Source organism: Chitinivibrionales bacterium, assembly GCA_014728215.1.
In the GTDB taxonomy this organism is placed as follows: Bacteria; Fibrobacterota; Chitinivibrionia; order Chitinivibrionales; family WJKA01; genus WJKA01.
In genome coordinates this window covers 1-20,124 of record WJLZ01000025.1, presented here as the reverse complement: position 1 = coordinate 20,124, position 20,124 = coordinate 1, and the positions used below count along the sequence as shown (strand labels likewise).

The following is a 20,124-nucleotide window of genomic DNA, read 5'->3' as shown; positions in this document are numbered from 1 at the left end:
TTCGACGACATCATAGTTGGTATTCGGGTTTTCCTCACATTCGATCGAAGCATCGGCTTCCGGATTGAGCGTGACCGTGCCGCCGCCACTCGGAGTTGAAACCGCAATTGCTTCAGTAGCCTGGTCCGAACCGCCGTTGCCGTCGTTAACCGTCAAGGTAATCGTGTAATTACCGGCGCTGGTATAGGTATGGCTTGCAGTCGGACCGCTTGACGAAACCCCATCACCGAAATTCCAGCTATAGCTCAATGCATCACCGTCAGGGTCCGTCGATCCCGAGGCATCAACACTCACTGCAAGAGGCGCTTCGCCGGAGGTCGGCATAGCGGTAAATGATGCAGACGGTGCATTATTAGCAGGTTGGGACGACACGGAAATGGCCGTAGTCGCCTGGTCTGAACCGCCGTTGCCGTCACTCACGGTTAAGGTAATTGTATAATTGCCGGCAGTTGTATAGGTATGGCCGGCCGTCATCCCGCTCGATGATACCCCGTCACCAAAATCCCAGGTATAGGAAAGGTTATCGCCATCGGGGTCGGAGGAACCCGATGCATCGACGGTTACATCAAGTGGTGCTTCACCGGATGCAGGATCTGCAGTGAAGTTTGCGGAGGGAGGATTGTTTGTCGGCGGTTCCGATCCCGAGGCAAATATAACATAGGCAACCTGTTCGGTTGTGTGATCGCGTTCGATATCGCTTTCCTGATCTTCATCGATTGCAAGGTCCAGCGACGAGGCTCCCACAGGATCGCTTCCGTAAAGCACTGCCCATCCGCCGTTATTACCGTCCATGGCGGTTAATACCGCTACGGCGCCGATAGCATTGCTCAGGGAATGAGAATAACTATAGGGCGGTGAATTGGTAACACCTTGTACAATGTCGGAACCAACAGCAGTCGACAAAGTCATATCGCCAACAGTATACGAACCGGCTTCAAACACGATATACCCGAGGGTTTCATTATTGCGCGCAATCGTGCCGTCCTCACAGACAGTCTTTCCTATATAGATCGTTGAACTCGAAGGCGGATTTCCCACTGATGTTCCTCTGCTCCAGAACACTGAAAACCGGCTGTCGTTGTAGGTCATTACCTGACCCAGAACAACAGGATTTGCATAGCTCTGGGAATAAGAAACCTGTTCGCCGACCCATGAATTGTTATCATCGGTACGACTGGAAAGGAAACGCCTCGCTTCCATGGTGATACCGTGGTTGGAAGCCGTATACACACCTTCCTCAACAACAATGTAGGAGACATCCACAGCACCAGACAGCGAGCCGTCGGTTGCATCGCCCCGAATATCAAAACTGCTGCCGGATGCATTCCTCACTCTTACAATCGAAGGTTCCTGTGAATTAGTGTAAACCGGCGTGCAGACAACAACCATGGAGGTGTATGTATAGGGAAGTGTTACCGTTTGCCATGTGTTTCCAACATTGGCTACAATTCCTGTCGCAATCATGGGATCACCGGAAACAGGAGGTGATGAAACCGAAATCGATTCGGTTGCCTGGTCGCTTCCGCCGTTACCGTCACTCACCGTAAGGGTTATGATATAACTTCCGGCTTCGCTATAGCCGTGCGATGCATTCACCCCCGAGCCGGTAGCGCCGTCACCAAAATCCCAGCTATAGGACAATGCATCACCATCGGGATCACTTGATCCTGAAGCGTCGACATTGACCGTCAGGGGCGCATACCCATCAACAGGATCGGCGGTAAAGGATGCGGCGGGTGGATTGTTGACATAAGGCTCGGTAACCGTGATTGTCGCACTCGACTGATCACTGCCGCCGTTGCCGTCGTTAACCGTTACCGTTGCCGTGTAGGTTCCCGCGGATGAGTAGCTATGGCTTGTTGTAATTCCATTGCCGGTAGCGCCGTCACCGAAATTCCAGGTATAGCTCAACGGATCGCCGTCGGGGTCGGATGACGACGAAGCGTCGAAATCAACCGTCAACGGTGCATCACCGGAAGTTGGTGTTGCCGAAAAGGATGCTGAAGGCGCCTGGTTTCCGGCATACACTTCGATATTTGTTGACATCTGATCACTGCCGCCGTTGCCGTCACTGACAGTTAATACCACCGTGTAAACACCATCCGTAGTGTACGTATGGTCAACAACTTCACCGCTTCCGGTAGCGCCGTCACCAAAATCCCAGGTGTAGGTCAAAGCATCACCGTCAGGATCGGTCGATGATGAACCATCGAACGTAACGGTCAACGGTGCTTCACCCGAAGTCGGATTTGCGATAAAATCCGCCGAGGGAGGATTGTTGGTCGATCCGCTTCCGGTCTCGACAACCAGCTCGGGCTTATTGGTGTTCTCTTTACTATGGATTTTCCACTGGCCATCGCTGTCATCAAGTGCCAGGGTTAACTTCCCGCCTTTTTCGGCATCGACCGTTGCGGTCACATCGAATTCTACCCAGACATTTTCACCGCTTCCATTATTCGATGTGATCTGTCCGCTTTTCGCCGGGGCCGTATTGCAGGTAATCATTGTCTCATTCCAACTGTCATTCGAAACAAAATGTACCCGCTGTGAGAACCGGTTCTGATACCAGTTTCTGGAAACATAGACCCGCAACGTAGCGGATACAACCGATGAAATCCCGGAAAGATCATAGCGCATAAATATGGTCCATGCGTCATCACCTGAAGCGGTCATTTCAGCGACATCATAGGTTGTGCCCGGATTTTCTTCACATTCAATCGAAGCATCGGCTTCGGGATTGAGCGTTACCATTCCCCCGCCGCCGGGTTGCGTGACGGTGATCGTAACGATCGCCTGATCGCTGCCGCCGCTGCCGTCATTGACGGTTAAGATAACTGTGTAACTTCCGGCGTCATTATAGCTGTGTACCGGTGATTCTTCCGTTGATGAAGCACCATCACCGAAATTCCAGCTATAGGAAAGATTGTCTCCGTCGGGATCGATCGAGCCTGAAGCGCTGAAATTGACCATAAGCGGCGCTTCACCCGAGGTCGGGATAGCATTAATATCGGCAACAGGAGGATTATTCGTCGAACCTGCCGGATTGACGGTAATTCCTGTAGAGGCCTGATCGGTTTCGCCGTTTCCGTCATTGACTGTCAGGGTAATGGTATAGGAACCGGCACTGTTATAGGTATGACTCGCCGTTACACCTGAGCCCGTTGAACCGTCACCGAAATTCCAGTCGTAGCTCAAAGCATCCCCGTCGGGATCGGATGAACCCGAAGCATCGACATTGACCGTCAATGGTTCTTCACCACTGGTGGGATTTGCCGTAAATGATGCGGTGGGCGAATTATTTACCGATGACGGATCGACCGTTATGGTAACCGACGCCTGATCGGAACCGCCGTTACCGTCATTGACCGTCACTGTGGCAGTGTAGGCGCTGGCACTGGAATAGGTATGCGAAGTCATCATCCCCGAGCCGGTGGAACCATCACCAAAATTCCAACTGTAGCTCAAAGCATCGCCGTCGGGGTCGGATGAACCCGAAGCATCGAAATCGACGACCAGGGGTGCTTCTCCAGAAGTGGGATTGGCGGTAATGGATGCATTCGGATATTGATTTGAGGGAGCCGTACCTCCTGTTAAAACATCAGGATCTATTTTCACATACCTGACGGCGCTCGATCCGCGACCGGTCCAGATCAAATGGATTTTTCTGTCCTGCGCCTGGATAATACTGCAGTCTGCGTTTTCGTCGCCGGCCGATGATTCCCTGAATTCGAGCTTTTCCTGCCAGCTCGATGCATCCAACGGATTGTTACCGATCCATACCCGCATAAAGTAGCGTTTACATAATGTTTGCGAACAGCCGGATTCGGGGCAGTAGCGTGCATCGCTTCCATGCGCAATTATATGCCATCCGGTGAGATTGCCCGATGGAGAACCGGCGGTCCCAAGATCCAGGCTTACCCCGGTTCCCGCTGCGCCGAATGAGATACCCTCATTTGCTGGACAGCCGACATTTTCCGAAGGATCAACCCAGCTAAACGAACTCCATGTTCTCCCGCCATCCTGTGATTTAGCCCACTTAGGCCCTTCATTATGAAACTCATTTCTGCAAAATGCGACAATTTCCTGAAAATGCCCATTAGACGTATTTGCCGGATTGACAACAAGAAAGTCGGGGTTCCAGAATTGATCGACGGCAAAATGCTTTGCCCAAGCAGAGGGATTTCCCAGATTACCTTTAGCAATATGGCTTGTATATCCCTGTCCCCCATTATAGGTTTGCGACCATCCGCAGAGCCAGTCGCCGTTGGGATGTTGAAGGCAGTTGCTCTGTTCACCTGCCTGCAATTGATCATCAGCAACCCCTGCCATAGCGCTGATATCTTTTTCTGCGCCCCAGGTGTTACCGCCGTCGGTCGATACCCTGAATTTATGATCGTTGCAGCAATTGTCATAGTAAAAGCAGTAAACATCACCGTTGTCGGCCTGCTGCACGGTGGGGTCAAAGTATTCGCCGACTGTCGATACATTAATCAGGCTACCCCAGGATCCCCCCTGATCGGTACTTTTGAATGCACCGATTTGCGTGGATTCACCTTCACTCTGCCCGGCTACCGTGACAATAATCAGATCGCCGTTGGCCAGCTGTGTGATATTTGCCGGGTGGTTATACGATGCTCCGGTGGAAAGAATATCTTTGCGAATGATGCAGGACTGGTCACCATAGATAAGCCAGTTCCCGGCTGCATGAATGTTTGATGATACCAGAATAAGCGCCACTGCAAGCGCTGTGGGTATAGAATTTACCGATCTACACGATTCCCTCGGTTTAATCGTATTTGCGACACGCAGTACATACCGCGCGAACTTGCATGAAATCTCCCTTTTGCTGATCATAAAACCTCCTCTGATTACTGTTACTATTAGAATTGCTTCTTGAATAAATTAACGATAAGCCGATCTTACCGGATCCCCCCTTTCTATCTAATTATTGATTTACAAAGCAATTTAAGAGTCCCTAAGCGATTTATTTACGTTTAGGCAAGGAACAGAAGCTCGTATAACGGTTACGAAGCATACCGGATAAAAGAAATATGCTTTGAAATAAAGTGATAAATATGAGGCAGGATTTTTCCGCCTTTTGCTGAACAGTAATAATTTACTGCATTTTCCATTATTTGTCGGTTATTTATCTATATGATAATTATTCTATTTTATATATCTTATATACTTTGCCAGCATATTTATATATCTAATATACTTTGCCGGCATATGGTCCGCTTCGAAACCTTCAGCTACCATAATTTCCCTTCCCTACCATAAATTTGCATAATACTTAAGGAACAATCTCGATAGGAGCCTTGCTCCGGCACCTTTTTTCAATCCTTTATCCGGAGCGAACTTTTTCATTTCGAAAATTATTATCACGCAAATTATCATGAATGTTATTATATTATTGGAAAGGGGGTACTTTTTTCAAACGAGCCTTAAAAAATTTGCCGCTTTTCGATCAGCAAAAGGCCTCCACAATATCATTTCCGCACAGGGGTAAAATTTCTGCAATAACAATATGCCGTATTCGTGAATTTTCTTCGCACCGTATTCTCCGGCGGGCAGACAGCACGTATATGCATTTAGATGAATAATCGGAATTGGTTTGACATATTAATTAGAGGAGGAGCTATGGCCGATGCATCAGCTTTTAAGCGTTATTATACAAGCAAAGTAGTTGGCGCCGTCCTGATTGCGGTATCATGCAGTTTTTCGGTTACCTATTATGTATCTCCTGACGGCGATGACGGGAATGACGGTTCCGAATCTTCACCGTATAAAACACTTATTCATGCCAGGGATGTCCTTCGTGGGATAAGCGGTGAATCAAAGACTGTTATTATCAAATCCGGAAATTATTACCTTGATGAACCGCTGGTGCTCAATGAGAATGATGGCGGTACCGAGCAGTATCCGGTTGTATGGAAAGGCGAAGATATTAACGCCATGCCTGCGATTTACGGGGGCCGCCGAATCGAGGGATGGGAACCATCCGGGAAACCAGGCATTTACAAAGCATACGTCGGAAGCACCGACTGGGAATTCTGGTCGGTATCTGAAAACGGGAAACGCTGTCAGAATGCGCGGCACCCGAATCACATGGCAAAAAGCAATGTTTACGAACAATTTGGTTACTACAATACCCTGAATGAGAACCGGGAAACCTCACGGGGAATCAAGAATAATATCTATTATAACGCAGGTGATTTCCCATCACAATGGGATTACAGCCATGCGCGGGTCACCACCAGTCCCGGATGGTTTACAGATGCGCGTAAAATATCAAATGTAGATTTCGGCAACCGGATGATTACCACGGATCCCGGATTCATGGAAAGCGGAAACTACTGGGTGGAGGGCTCGAAAGATTTTATCGACCGCCCTGGAGAATGGGCGCTTGACGGCGATGGGTATCTGTATATCTGGCCCAAAACTACTCCCATTGAAGATCAGGTAATAGTAGCGGCAAAATCCATGCATGTCATTAAGCTCATGGGCAGTGATGAATCAAATCCGGTGAAGCATGTCACCATCGAGGGCTTGCTTCTTTCAACCTCCGACAGTCCCGATACTATGTACAACAGCAAAACATCGCCGCAGTGTCCTACCGATGAGTGCCATGAAAATAATTGTGAAAATGATGAAATGCGTTTAGGATTAGTGCATCTCGAAAATGCCGAATACTGCACCATTAAATTCTGTAAAGTATGGAATGCCGGTGTTATGGCAATTCTGCTTAATTATCATGCCAGGCACAATACAATCTATGGAAACTGGGTTGAAGGGGTGAATTATTTCGGTATTTATCTGTGCTCTCATTGTGTTCTGGAAGGTCCCTGGACCGATAAAAACTCCTTTAATACGATCGAAAATAATTATGTCCATGATTTCGGAAAGCTGCTCAGCGGTGTTGCCGGAATCGGATTATATCAAAGCAGCGATAATCTTATTACGCATAATGAAATCCGCCGGGGGCCACGGTATGGTCTTTCAATCAAAGGGCAGTACCTTGCCAACGATCCGACTGCGGGATTCAATATTTCCGAGAGAAATATCATGACCTATAATGATATTTCTCATTGCACTTTTGCCACGGTCGATCTCGGGGCTATCGAGTTCTGGCACCCCGGCACAGGCTGCAAGCTCTATAATAACAGTATTCATGATTTATATCATCTTTCCTGCCCCACGCGGAACGACCTTGACCGACCGCGGTTCAATTGTCACCTCTCGCAACGTCACTGCATTTATCCCGATGCAGGCCCGACGCCGTGTAAGGTCGGTGATGATTCAATAATGGTGAATGCCGGATGGAACGGGGTCGATATAGTTAACTGGTATATTGTCGGACCGCAGCCGATTCCGTTTACCCGATCTGCAGCACGCGAGGCAAATGAACGTAAAGGTTTCACTATCGATGAAGCCGGTGTTCTTGATGATTTTCCCTGGCATACCCCCGGACAGAATAAGCTGGAATATGAATGGCCGTGTGAAATTGTCTGGGACCCAGATAATGAAGAGGCGTATGCAGCGCAGTATTTTACAAATGGTGACGGCCTCAAAGCGGAATATTATACCAATGCAACACTTGCGGGCACGCCGGCAAAAACCGGAATAGAACCATGGCTTGCAGTGAACCTCGGCGACTATGATAATGTCCGGCTTACCGGTTGGGTCGTTCCCATGTTTTCGGAGGAATACCGGTTCAATTCCGTATGCTACGGCACTATCAAGGTCTGGGTAAATGATATACTCGTTTCGGAAGGGTCGGGAAACGGGCGCCAGAATTTTTACGGTGATATGATTTCACTGCAGGCGCATACCGCATACCCGATCAAAGTGGAATTGACCGGAGGGAGCAGATTTGCCGTTGACTGGTGGAGTGAATCACAGCCGATTACCTATATACCGCAAACGCAACTGTTTTCAAGTGAAGCATCCCCGGATATTCAAACCGGAACAACACATCCCTCTGTCCGGACGGCTACAAAAGAAAAACTCATTGATATCGGTCGAGATCAGGCAGGGATACTTATCAAATTTGAAAGCAATTCGGCACATTCATTTCAATTGCTTTCGATGAATGGTCGAATTGCAAAGACCGAAAATGGATTCGGGCATTGCCGATATAGTATACCCGCAGGTTCGGTTGGAAACGGTGTTTACATCATTCACGCATTTACCGGAACGCAAAGAATGACAAGGAAAATCGTGCTGAACAGGTAAATAAGAGCTTTTATTTTGCCGAGCAGCGGCATTATCCGGAGGCTTATTCTACTCGAATCCAGATCTCTAACGGGTTGATTCACATAATTTTTGCCTTCTGTGACTGACAGCGGATACTCCATTGTGCTGTCGAACGCGGATTTATCGGGATTGGCGAATACACCGCATGGCAGCAGACACAGGGAAATATCTACAAGGCCTATTGCGGCTCACCGGACGCCGAATTCTGGACACTTTCCGAAAACGGTGAACGTGCCACCCCGGCCCGACACCCGAATTATGTCGAAGGCACGCAAAGCGCAACCGCCTCGGGCACAATCTCCAAAACCGAGATGAGCTACAATTCCGGTGATTTCCCGTCATCCTGGGAATTTGCACACACCAGGGTCGTTCAGGACGCCAACGGTTGGTTTCCCGAAATACGCCCCATTTCCAATGTTGATTTCGGTTCCAGAATTATTACCATCGATCCGGGATCATGGAAAGACCGCGGTCCTGAAATTATCGTTGAAGGATCGGTCGATTTTATCGACACCGAAGGAGAATGGGCGCTTGATAATGAGGGTTATGTCCACTACTGGCCGAAAAACACTCCAATTGACGATCAGGTTATTGTGGGCGGTTCCATGCTTGAAGTCGTTAAGTTCATGGGAAGTTCTCCATCATCACCTGCTCAACATATTGTCCTTGAGGGACTGGTCCTTTCGACTTCGGAATGCACCCCGGACGGAACAAGGGTATCCAGCTCCGCTGGCAGAGTCCATCGCAGTATTACAGCTATGTGCCTCAGTCACAGCTTTTGCCGCCGGGTTCGGTTTCGGCAAAGAGTGATTTCCGGCCAATGACCGCCTCCGAAATTTCTGTCCGGAGAATTGCCGGAAAACTCCATATTGCCACCGGCACCGACAAACTGAGCCGTATTGAGCTTATCACGCTCAACGGAAGGCTTGTTGATCAAATCAAGTGTCGCGGAAACGCCCTGCTGCCAACCGACAACCTGGCACAAGGCGCCTATATGGCCCGACTTATTACCCCCCACGGCGTGGCAACCCGGCGGTTTATAATCCGATAGGGATGACGAATGTTGAAGGAACTATGATTGATGAATTATAGTTCTTTTCCCTTGTCATGAGAGTGACTTCGAGGGCCTCGGCCATTGAAAATTAAAGATTTCACGCTCAACCTCAATTTCGCGCTTCCCAAATATGTATTTTAATTTCTTCATTCATAAACTGGTATATACCCCATTCATTAGCTCACTCTAATAAGGAGCATTTCATGAAACGTAAAAAAGGCTATCCGGTCCTTCTGGGGCTAACAGTCATTTTCACCCTGACTTCACTCTATTTCCTGATCACTTCGATACTCTCACCCTCAAGCACCTCAATCGCCCGTCAGATGACTCTTATTATGACACCGCTGCTTTGCGCAGGAGTGACGTGCGTTTTCAGGAAGAGATTTTTTACTGAACTTGGTTCCTGAAGCTTAAGGCAGGCATAATTTATAAGGAGTTTCTTCTACTCCAATACTCCATCACTCCGTTCAAAAAGCCTTTTCTGAACAGGTCCTCAATAGATACCGCCCGGAACTCACATTCCCAGTGGTCTGAAAAAGCGGGTGCCGAATTTCAGGAAATTAAAAAGGGAATAGTTGCGATAACCGCACATGAAATAGTGCAGACGAAGGCCGGTGACGCCGGAAACCGGAATTATTCCGAAAATCTTTCCTACGCTGGTCTTACACATAGGAATGATCCAGCCGGGATCGAGAGGGTAAAATGGTTTTTGAGGGTTGTCGGTCAGTTCGGCGGCGCAGTTTTTCCCTGCCATACTACCGGAATATAATGAAAAATTGACTGCTTTTCGGAGATAGGAAGAACCTTTTTTAATTGCCGCGGCATCGCCTGCAGCATAGACATCAGGATAGGATTTCACCTGCAGCGTGGACTCCACTTTAAACCGTCCATCCTTAAGCCGCGAAGCATTAACGGCAGAAACATTATCAACGGCAAATTTTGTTCCTGCGGTCCAGCACATAAAGGGATCTTTGATCTGTGTACCGTTACTGAGCGTCACCTGAGCGCCGTCATACTCATCGATTTTCGTTCCGGTCATCACTTCGATACCGGCACGATCGATAAATGCCATAACATGCCTGTGCAGATGAGCGGGAAGGAACGCAAGGATTTTATCAAGCATTTCAACGATAGTTACCCGGCAATGGCCCCCCTTCTGTTCGGCCATCCTTTTCAGAGAACATCCAAGCTCAAGACCATTGTATCCTCCGCCTGATATGATCAGATGCGACTGCGCGCCTTTTTTCTGGAGATAGGCCGGAAAATCGCGCCGGATTTGTGCTGATGCAGGAAGCGAATCGAGGGGGTAGACTGTTCCGCCCGACGGGGAAAAACCGTGAAAATCGGTTTTCGATCCGCAGGCCATAATCAGTTTGTCGTATTTCCAGTGTTCGCTTCCGCTTGTGACAGTATGGGAATCGAGATTGATATGATCAACAGCCCTGTTAACGAAAGAGATCGCCCCAGGCGTTCTCTTCCGAAGAGTTCCTTTGAGCATGCTTTCTTCCAGTTTCCCCCCGGCAAAATCGGGTAAGGCAGGAATCATCGTTGTATAGGGATGGCGGTCGAAAAGCAGGATACGATGATACCTCCCCAGCTTCCGAAGCGAATGTGCTGCAGCCCTTCCGGCAAATCCTCCGCCAATGATTACTATCCGCATTAAAACACCTCCAATAGGAAATACAATATATATTTGGTCGAGAGCATGCGCCACTCATCCCGCTTTGCCGTTGACTGTTCTTTATGCAAGCCCGATTTGGAACCTTTCGGCTACCGGCCGAAAGTAAAGCCATTCTGTATTCTCAGGAGATCGTTTAGGGTTACATACAAAAACAGGGCAATAAAAAATGCCACGGCGATACGATTTATCAATGCCCGTTTTTTTGTCGACAGTGGTCTCCCTCTAATTTTTTCGATTGCCAGAAATAGCAACATACCGCCGTCGGTGATAACCAGCGGAAGAAGGTTGAGGATAGCCAGATTAATGCCAATCAGAGCGGTAAATGCCAGAACCGCCTGAAGTCCCACGTCTGCTGCCGCAGCGGACATTTGAACAATTCCCACCGGTCCTGCAAGCTGACCGGTATCGACCTCACCGGTTATCAATTTTTTAATAACAACGAAGATCAGGGTGGCATATTCCCACGACCGATTTGCCGCTCGCTCGATCGATTTTCCCGGAGGATACCGGATAACCTGTGTTTCCGGTTGTGCGGGTTTCAATCCAAGAAGATACCGTTCCCGGGATTCGCTGTATTCCGGTGTCATTTCAACAGTAAACGTACGCTCGTTTTTCTTCAACGTGAGTGATAAGGGCCCCATTACCGTATCGTAATCCATTATAATGTCGGTAAACTGAAACCATGAGTGGATATTTTCGCCGTTTACTTCAAGGATTCGTGAGTTTTCTGGAATGTCAAATTTCTCTGCAGGAGAGTTCTCAACCACACCACCGATGACGGCCGGGAAAGGCGGGCGGAGTCCATATATGGGATCCGGGGTCGATTTATCCCGGGGAGATCCGAGTTGAACTGTTGTAGGTTCCGAATTCCGTATCACCGTGAGCGAAAAGGGCGGTGAAACCCGTGTCAGCAGTTTCTGAATCCCCTCCCAGCTTCCAACCGGATTTCCGTTGAGCGCCACAATGCTGTCGCCGGGTTGAAGTTCTGTACGGGCAGCCGGGGAATTTTCAGCCACCGCACCGATAGTGGTATTATCAAGATATAAACTGTGCTGTGTCCCGGCCAAAAAAAGCGCAAAAAGGAGGATGAAAGAAAAAACCAGATTTGCCGCAGGACCGGCAATAGCAACCACCGCCCGGCGCCAGACCGGCTTGGCAGAAAAAGAATCAGGCTCGGGATTCTCCTCTTCGGGATTTTCACCGGCCATGTGAACGTATCCCCCGAATGGAATTGAACTGATCTGATATTGTGTATTATCTTCTCCGCGACTCCAGGTAAAAAGTGGCGGCCCAAACCCTATTGAAAAAGTAAGCACCCGGATTCCATTTGCCTTTGCCGCCAGAAAATGACCGGCTTCATGAATAAGAACAAGAATTCCCAGAATAAGTATGCCGATAATAATTTGTAGAATCATTGTATTCAAACCTCAGCAATAATCGTTCATTTTAATTTATTAGCGATCTCCAAGAGAGCTTTTTTACCCGATCTGTTATAGTGATCAAATATTATGCCAGCATTCTTTCTGATGCTGCTCTACCCGGCCAGGCCCGGCTTGAGGAATGGATTACGGAAAGAAGAATTTTCGCACTTTCGGGAATGAACTCGCAAAAATGATAAATTATGTACAATTTTGTACATCAGAAAGATCATGCAGGGTAATTTTAGATCTTTCTGAGAAATATCGCCATTACCTGAAGGTCAGGCCATAGTTCACCCAGTCGAATCCCAGAAGAAAGCTCCCCTGGATCACGAATCCGACCCCGGTGGCTTTAAGACGGACATTATCGGTAAACCGGGTCAGCAGTATCCCGGTCGTGATATAGGCGACATCCAGAAGACCGTTAATCACCATGGTTCTGCGGAACGAATCGATTTTTTCCTGTCGAGATACATTGTCCCGATTGCGCTCCTGCGCCACAAGTGCATAGACGCCGATGCCCGCATCAACAGCGCCCCACAGAAGATTCTGGGTGCCGATCCGTTTCATCCAGGGATCATCACTGAACATCATAGGCGCCCCCGCTGCCATAGAGAGGCCGCCGTAACCGATGAGGACTTTCATTGCGGTGCTGTAGTGGTGGAAGGGGTCGTAGGAATTATCGGATGTTTCACCATCTTGAGCAAACCCGATAGCTACCATGAAAAGCAGAAAAATCACAGTCATTTTAATTTTTGTTGCCGAACGTATCATAGCTCTTATTTTTAAGCAATTTCTGTGCCTGGCAATTTGCGAGAATAGAAGAAATATGTGGTATTCCACATGTATTTGTAAACATTTCCGTCTTGCTAAATTTTCATGAAAAGACAGAGAAATAGCCCATATCATCTTTTTCGACCGAAAAGGGGAAAGGGGCCCCTTTCCATTGCTGAATCCAGGCCCACGGATCAGTACTTCATCATCATCCTCTCACCGGTTACTGTGAGTTCCGCCGTATGCGTTGGTTTGCCGGTCAGCTCGCTACTGCTGCGAGACCAGAGCAATCGCGCTTCCACTGAGATTAACGACCACTACCGGCTTCCCGGTATCGACCAGCGTATAAAAAAGCCGCTCCTGAAGCCCGGGCAGGTCCGGATGCACCTTGTCGCCGGAAGCATCGGCATTGCCCGCATCACGATTAACCATTGCCGGGAGCACCCACCACGCTCACGAGCTACCGCCCCGATTCTTATCGTGCAACACAACCGCCGACGACAATCGGAAAGAAAGGCCGCTCAGGACAGCGGGTCGAAATCTTCGACGTTTCTTTAAATGCATAGCACTCTCCTTTGTGTGTTGGAGAATATAACTTATTGAAACTCGAAGATCACTCGATTCCAGCAGAGGCGAAACATCTCCCTCCTTTGATCACATATTCCGGAACATTCACTTTCGTCCCATATACATATCTTGCCGTTATGTTACCCATGGCGTCAAGTTCTGCGGCAGGGTAATAATAATAAATCTTGGCAAGGCAGAATCTTTAAATTTGGCTACAATTTGTAATGAAACATTGTATGAGTGTTAATTCCCACCTGAAATTAGACTAAATCGATTTACTATTCCCGCGATAAAAATATTTCTGGGGCTGTGGTGCTGGAAAAAGAATGAGAAAATGGCGGAACTGTTCAATTATTTTTCTCTTTGACAAACTTTAACAAAAAAGGAGAAAAAACAGGTCCGCCGTTATGAAAATAACATATTTACAGCCAGTCCGGTGTTGACAGTCCAGGGAGTGTGCGAGATATTTTGTCCGTGCTGTCATTGCACTGACTTCTGGAGACACGGTTCTTATTCCAGGAAATGGTTTCACTCATCGGGCCGGCAAAATAATTCTAATCGAAGAGTTCAGCGGTATCTCTGTCTGAATAGAGCATGTCCGCGTAAGACATTCACCGTGCAGGCCCCCGATGTTTTGCCGTATTGCCGTTTTTGTATTGATGACTTACGGACCGTAGACAAAGCGCTCGAAACAGGCGCAAGCTTGCACAGCCTTGAAAAAGGCCTGGGATTGAGTCGATCTGTGTTGCGAAGAGTCTCAGCCCTTCTTGCACGAACATACGCATTCCTGCGCATACTCTGTCGTGAGATAATCGCAGGAGACATTTCCGGGGGATTGGCCGCACTTTTTTCTGTAGCCCAAAGGCGGTATTGCTGGATTACTTTGCGGGCATTGTGGTTTCGCCATATTTACCGGGATGTGACGTGCAATGCATGACCCCACAAAAGAAAGTCCCTTTTGTTAAATGTTTTCATGAATGATTTTCTTCCCATTGATGTTTTACCACTTTCAAAGGAGGTTAATCGATGCCTGAAGACTTACGACCGCCTCAGGATTACCGATTATGGCGATTCGGTATTATTGGCCGATCTCACGTAATTTGACCGGTAACCTTATGAAAATCTAAATTTATCTGAGTAGAAAATCTACCAGGTGAAAATATCGGTCAAATAACGTGAGACGAACCGGTCAAATTACTGAGATCGACCAGCTCCTCCATGCCGTGAAGAATATACCTTCCGTCAACACAGTCGATCGCACTCCAGACCACGGAGCTGCCGTCGGTTTGCGTTTCGGAATACGGCGCTGCTGCTCCCTGACATTCGGGGTCAGTCACATCGTTAGTGCCCGACAAAATCCAGGCATCATTGAGTTCGAAATGCGCGCAGGGATTGCTCTGAGTGGAAAACATATGGATCATGCCGTTATTATCCTGCGTTACACCGGTATATTCAAATCCTGATGCGGCGCTCGGGACCTGTTTTGTGATCCATGATGCTCCATTGTCGGTAGAAAGGGCGACCCATTTATCGCTATGAACAAAAAAGAGGTTGCCGCTTTGCAAGCGATAGGTCGTTGCCCGGCGGTCATCATCCCCCAGATGGCTGCCTGCAGACATATTCCAGGTCTGGCCTTTATCGCTTGACGTTGCAAAAAAATGCGACCCCCTGTTGTCGTGAGCAAATATAGTAGATCCATCGGCCAGCGTATTCGCCGACATGTGAATGCCGGGAAAATCACCCGCTTCGCTCCAGGTCACCATATTATCATCACTACGAAACAGCTTGTTTTCATCGATTGTCACATAATAACTCCCGCTATTGTCCTTGAAAACATCCTGAATCGGAAACGTATTTGATGTATAGTTTGTACCGTTTACTGCACCGATAAAAATCGGAAACTGAAACGGTCCCCAGGTTGCTCCGTTATCAGTGGACACATTCCATTTCCACGGCGGGCGTATCATCCCCTCGTTACCGGAAATAAAATAGAGCGTCCCGTTATCATTCCACAGCGCCGGAAAAACGAACCCCTGGTGCGTATTTTTTTGTTATCCGTTATTATAATATGGTTATGACATCCTAACTGCACAGCAGTTTTATGCCGAGCCGCATAGATTCCGTTCGTTCTGACTACTCCTCCGCCTACGGTTTCCCTGCAACAGCTGCGTTTACTACCCCAAGTTCGCGGCCAACGTTTCCACATCGGCAAAGACTTCAAAGTAGCGCTTGGCGTAGCCGAAAACTTCATCGATATCAACATCCATTGAGCTAGGGCTCACGATCTTGATTCGGTCTCGTTTTCCCCTGATTTTTTTAAAAAAATCGCAGACCGCTTTGGGTTCGACCTGGATCACGCCGTTGAAGTTAATGGCTATGGTCCCGTGATTCTCAGCGAGATAGGAGCTGACTTTTTTCTTGAACTTGCGCGCGGTCATTTTGTTGAATGCTCCCCCAAGATCAACTATCAACGGATGAGCCACGGAATTGCGAAGCCGCGGTTGGGCCGTGAGTGCATTATCGTGAATCGTAAGCGGGTGGAGCAGGCTTTTAGGCATTCTGTATTCCATGCGCTGCATCTTTACCTGAGTGTACCTGGCGCGACTGAGTTTCATGTTTTCCACATGAGCAAAAATCGGCACCACCCAGGACTGAAGCGCGGTTTTTAATCCTCCGCGACCACATTCGGCCGGGATGGATTTTTGCAGTTCTTGCGTTGCCCGGGCAATTGCTGGTGTTGGAGCTTTGCGGATGGCCGTCGGAAATATCGGCAGGGCTTTGATACAAGCTGTACGGTATTGTTCAGCCCTTTTGTTAAGAAGCGGGTCAGTCGAATCTTTGAACCGCACGTAGCCGGCGAGCTGTTTTTCGATGAAACGAATCGCGGATGGCCCCAATTGACGGTATTCTTCCTCATAGAACTCAAGTATCAGCTTTTCCATTGCCGGTTTGCTGATTGAAGGATGGTCAAATACAAGGTGGAAACCGTCCCAGTTTTTATTCGAAGTGTCGAGCAAGCGTCCAGCATTCTTTAAACGATCAAAAAGCGGTGTCCCGCATGCCGGCGTAAGAATGAGGATCTGGCTCAAACTAGGATTTAATGAAACAAGGTACTTGAAATCTTCCCAGATGTTGGCATCGGTATGAAAGTCATGCCCAATGATAAGAGACGCGAGGGTGTTGATGCCGCGATCGTGAAGCGATTTGATAATCTCCGCAATATCCAGGCCTTGTAATTTGGCATATTCCGCCTGCTTTGACTCAACTCCAATCCAAATAACCTCTATTCCCATTCTCACTAAGTCGTCCGGGTCCCATTGCGAAATTGAATAGGCACTTGCAAAACAAGAAATCCGTGTGGGTGCGGCATTTTCTTTTTTAATACATTCAAGGTATTCGGTGGCGCGTTCCTTCTGCATCAAGAAATCTTCTTCAATGATACCAATCGGCAAGTCCTCGCCACCAAGGACCCCCTGCACCCGCTTGATTTCATGGAAAAGATCGGTGCCGGTTTTCAAGAGAGGTATGTGCTTTTTCTTGTGGTAATGAGAGGTCGCACAAAACTCACATCCGTGCGGGCAGCCCAGGCCAGCCAAAACCACAGCACCTTTCATGAGTGGGAATCCAGCTATCTTGGCTGAGGTTGAGTACACCACATGGTGTTTGGGCTCATCGCTGTGGGATTCCTGAAGCAACCGCCGCATGAATTCAACTCCCTCTTCCTTACATACATAATCTGCAAGGGAGTTACACTCCGGAAGCATGGTGCCATATCCCCCCAGAATAATCTTTGTTTTTGGCGAAACCTTTCTGACGAGGCGGCACATTTTTTCCATCTTGCCGGATGTGGCAATCACAAAGCTGATGCCAACAAAGTCGTAGCCTTTTTTCAGCTCTTTCTCGAACTGCTTCATTGTTGGATATTGCAGCACAACCGCGGGCGTGGAAATGTTTTTCGCTATATACTCCAATCCATAGGATATATACGTTGATCGAAGGCTGAAAATGCCCTGTGAGCGGGTGACTTGTGCATGAAAGAGTTCCGGCAAGACATGGTGCGTGCAATCACTGGTGTCTTGCCCAAAGGGGCTGCATACCGTTGTCAGCAATACTTTTCTCATTAAACTGTTCCTTGTTTGAAAGAAAGAAAACGCGCGTCAGTTCTTGTTTTACGGCGTTATGGATTATAAAGCTATATCCAAACATATTTCTGCTGAAATCGAATATGCGCGCAGATTTCCTTCACTTGATATGGGGTCTCACCGGCGGACAATAGAAATGGTTCCAAAATTGGTTACTGGTGCTCAGACTCTGAGTTTGTAATTAACTTTGAAATCAGTTCTAATAATTCGCATTATAGAGCGCTAACTTTGTTTAAGCAAATCTGGCCCAACCGTCCATGGTAGCCAACGCTAAAGCTACAGCTATTTTACATTCTTATTATCAGGAATGTAGGTTTCAACAGAAGAATGACAAATGCCCCGCAAAGCTGCAGGGCATTTTACGTTTAGATACTGTAGCTGGACAAACTACGTTTTTGCGTAGATAAGACCTGCGTACAGTATCTCATATTGAGTTACAATAGATTCAACCTTCGGCAGTAATGCCGCAGTCGCGATGGTCTAGTAGCGATTACGCCCACCACCACCGCCATAGCCGCCTCTCCCCCCACGGTCTGTTTTGGGTTTTGCTTCATTAACGGTCAGCGGACGGCCACCGTTTTCTTTACCATTCAATGCCGCAATCGCTGCATTGGCTTCTTCGTCTGATCCCATTTCGACGAATCCAAACCCTTTTGAACGACCCGTTTCTCGATCGTTAATAACCTGGGCTGATGAAACCGTGCCATACGGCGAGAAAAGTTCTTGGAGCTCAGCATCTCCTACACTATAACTGAGATTTCCTACATAAAGTTTGTTGCCCATGAAGGACTCCTTATAAAAAAAAAGTTTTTAAGAACCTGATCCGCAGGAATACACTTCACAGCCGGCAAGTCTCTTAATTCAGTAATATACGTTAATATACATTTAAACCCGACATATCGCCAGATTTTCTTTCTTTTTGAACACCCGGGGCTCATTTTGCCCAAAGCCTGTGAAAGGATAATGCAAATAATTTTTGCTGCCAATGAAACTCAGAGCAGTAGTTATCTGCAAAAATAAACCCGAAGGCATAGGTGGGGATGATTTCTCTAAACACAACCTGGATGTACATTGAGAATTTCGAATGAACTAGAAAAATATTTTAATAAACATATATATAGAATCGGGGATAGAATCGGGGACGGTATCAACTCTTCACCATGCGCACGATAACAAAAAGCGGCGCAGGCAAACTCAGGATCTCCGATCACCATTTTATTTGTTAGCTTTTTAAAACACATTACTGCCTCCTGCTCTCCTGCCCTTGTATTATTAATGTAATGTACTAAATAAACAAACCGAAATAATGTCGAAACCTTACAATATATTCCAAATAAGAGTATATTTAACTTTCAGCAAAAGAACCCTTCTGAAATAAAAAACGCCCTTTGAAAGAATTTTATTTATGACTCGTCATCTCAGACATTCGATACCGATAGGTGCATTCATAGGCTTCTCCTGTGCCGCCATCGCCGTATTTTGTGCCGAAAAGGTAACCGATTCAAACCCAGCATGGACCGACACCATTTCTCTTGCATCTCCACAGTACGACGGCGGCCTATCGGTAGCTGAAGCGATCTACCGGCGGACCTCGGTCAGAAATTTTTCAAAGAAGCCAATTTCCTTTAAAGCCCTGTCTCAGCTTTTATGGGCCGCCGGCGGGAAAACCGTTGACGGCGTTAGCGGAGCAACACGGAGTTATCCTTCTGCGGGCGGTTTGTATCCCCTGGAGATATACCTTGTCTGCAACAGCGTAGACAGCATCGCCGCAGGAGTCTATCGCTACGAATGGAAATCTCATTCCCTTGCCGGTATTAAATCCGGCGAGGTACTCGATTCTTTAAAACAGGCAACGTACAGCAGTTCGCTGAAATCAACCATCGTGCCGGCTTGTATTGTGATCACTGCAGACTATGAAATGACCGCCCGAAAATACGGCGACCGAGGCGCACAGCGCTATGTGCCCATGGATGCCGGTGGGTGCGCGCAGAACGTATATCTGCAGGCCCGGGCACTGGGTATTGCAACCTGGCCGATCGGCGCCTTTGATGATACGAGCGTTAAAAAAGTGCTTGGTATCGCTGATACGGAGCAGGTTCCACTGTGTATTATTCCCTGCGGCAAGAACTAAGAAACCCCAGGCCCTTGACGGGTTAGAGCCTGTATATTATGGCCCTGCAGTAATAGCCGCTATCAGGATAGAATATTTTTTAAACGTGAATTTTGGACAAT

Annotated in this window: 12 protein-coding genes; 4 read left to right on the top strand and 8 right to left on the bottom strand. The window is 47.8% G+C overall.

From position 1 onward, the window contains the following. A partial coding sequence (locus GF401_01740; protein MBD3343767.1) for a PKD domain-containing protein occupies positions 1-4,854 on the bottom strand: 4,854 nt, incomplete at its 3' end. Between the two features lie 741 nt (positions 4,855-5,595). On the opposite strand from GF401_01740, the gene GF401_01735 reads away from it, so the two are divergent. The 3 genes from GF401_01735 to GF401_01725 all read left to right on the top strand — a co-directional run bounded on the left by GF401_01735 (position 5,596) and on the right by GF401_01725 (position 9,717). Next, positions 5,596-8,235 carry a hypothetical protein gene (locus GF401_01735; protein MBD3343766.1) on the top strand — a complete coding sequence of 880 codons (2,640 nt, stop codon included), beginning with the start codon at positions 5,596-5,598 and terminating at the stop codon, positions 8,233-8,235. 715 nt (positions 8,236-8,950) lie between these two features. Then, positions 8,951-9,307, top strand: a complete 357-nt coding sequence (locus GF401_01730; GenBank protein MBD3343765.1) for a T9SS type A sorting domain-containing protein — start codon at positions 8,951-8,953, stop codon at positions 9,305-9,307. A gap of 206 nt (positions 9,308-9,513) precedes the next feature. Beyond that, positions 9,514-9,717, top strand: coding sequence for a hypothetical protein (locus GF401_01725; GenBank protein ID MBD3343764.1), 204 nt, complete (start codon positions 9,514-9,516; stop codon positions 9,715-9,717). Between the two features lie 107 nt (positions 9,718-9,824). Here the strand turns inward: GF401_01725 and GF401_01720 are convergent, their stop codons facing one another. The 7 genes from GF401_01720 to GF401_01690 all read right to left on the bottom strand — a co-directional run bounded on the left by GF401_01720 (position 9,825) and on the right by GF401_01690 (position 18,675). Beyond that, on the bottom strand, positions 9,825-10,970 hold the full coding sequence (locus GF401_01720; protein ID MBD3343763.1) for an NAD(P)-binding protein: 1,146 nt from the start codon (positions 10,968-10,970) through the stop codon (positions 9,825-9,827). Between the two features lie 110 nt (positions 10,971-11,080). Continuing rightward, positions 11,081-12,406, bottom strand: coding sequence for an RIP metalloprotease RseP (gene rseP / locus GF401_01715; GenBank protein ID MBD3343762.1), 1,326 nt, complete (start codon positions 12,404-12,406; stop codon positions 11,081-11,083). A gap of 273 nt (positions 12,407-12,679) precedes the next feature. Beyond that, complete coding sequence (locus GF401_01710; protein MBD3343761.1) at positions 12,680-13,183, bottom strand: hypothetical protein; 504 nt, start codon at positions 13,181-13,183, stop codon at positions 12,680-12,682. A gap of 267 nt (positions 13,184-13,450) precedes the next feature. Continuing rightward, the gene (locus tag GF401_01705; GenBank protein MBD3343760.1) at positions 13,451-13,615 is read right to left on the bottom strand and encodes a hypothetical protein; all 165 of its coding nucleotides are present in this window, start codon (positions 13,613-13,615) and stop codon (positions 13,451-13,453) included. Positions 13,616-14,916: 1,301 nt separating this feature from the next. Continuing rightward, the gene (locus GF401_01700; protein MBD3343759.1) at positions 14,917-15,717 is read right to left on the bottom strand and encodes a hypothetical protein; all 801 of its coding nucleotides are present in this window, start codon (positions 15,715-15,717) and stop codon (positions 14,917-14,919) included. Between the two features lie 207 nt (positions 15,718-15,924). After that, positions 15,925-17,871 carry a hypothetical protein gene (locus tag GF401_01695; protein MBD3343758.1) on the bottom strand — a complete coding sequence of 649 codons (1,947 nt, stop codon included), beginning with the start codon at positions 17,869-17,871 and terminating at the stop codon, positions 15,925-15,927. A 501-nt stretch (positions 17,872-18,372) separates the two neighbouring features. Further along, complete coding sequence (locus tag GF401_01690; protein ID MBD3343757.1) at positions 18,373-18,675, bottom strand: RNA-binding protein; 303 nt, start codon at positions 18,673-18,675, stop codon at positions 18,373-18,375. 622 nt (positions 18,676-19,297) lie between these two features. Between GF401_01690 and GF401_01685 the strand changes: the two genes are divergently transcribed. Then, positions 19,298-20,023 (top strand): SagB/ThcOx family dehydrogenase, encoded by a 726-nt coding sequence (locus tag GF401_01685; protein ID MBD3343756.1) that lies wholly within the window; start codon positions 19,298-19,300, stop codon positions 20,021-20,023. The last annotated feature ends 101 nt before the right edge of the window (positions 20,024-20,124 follow it).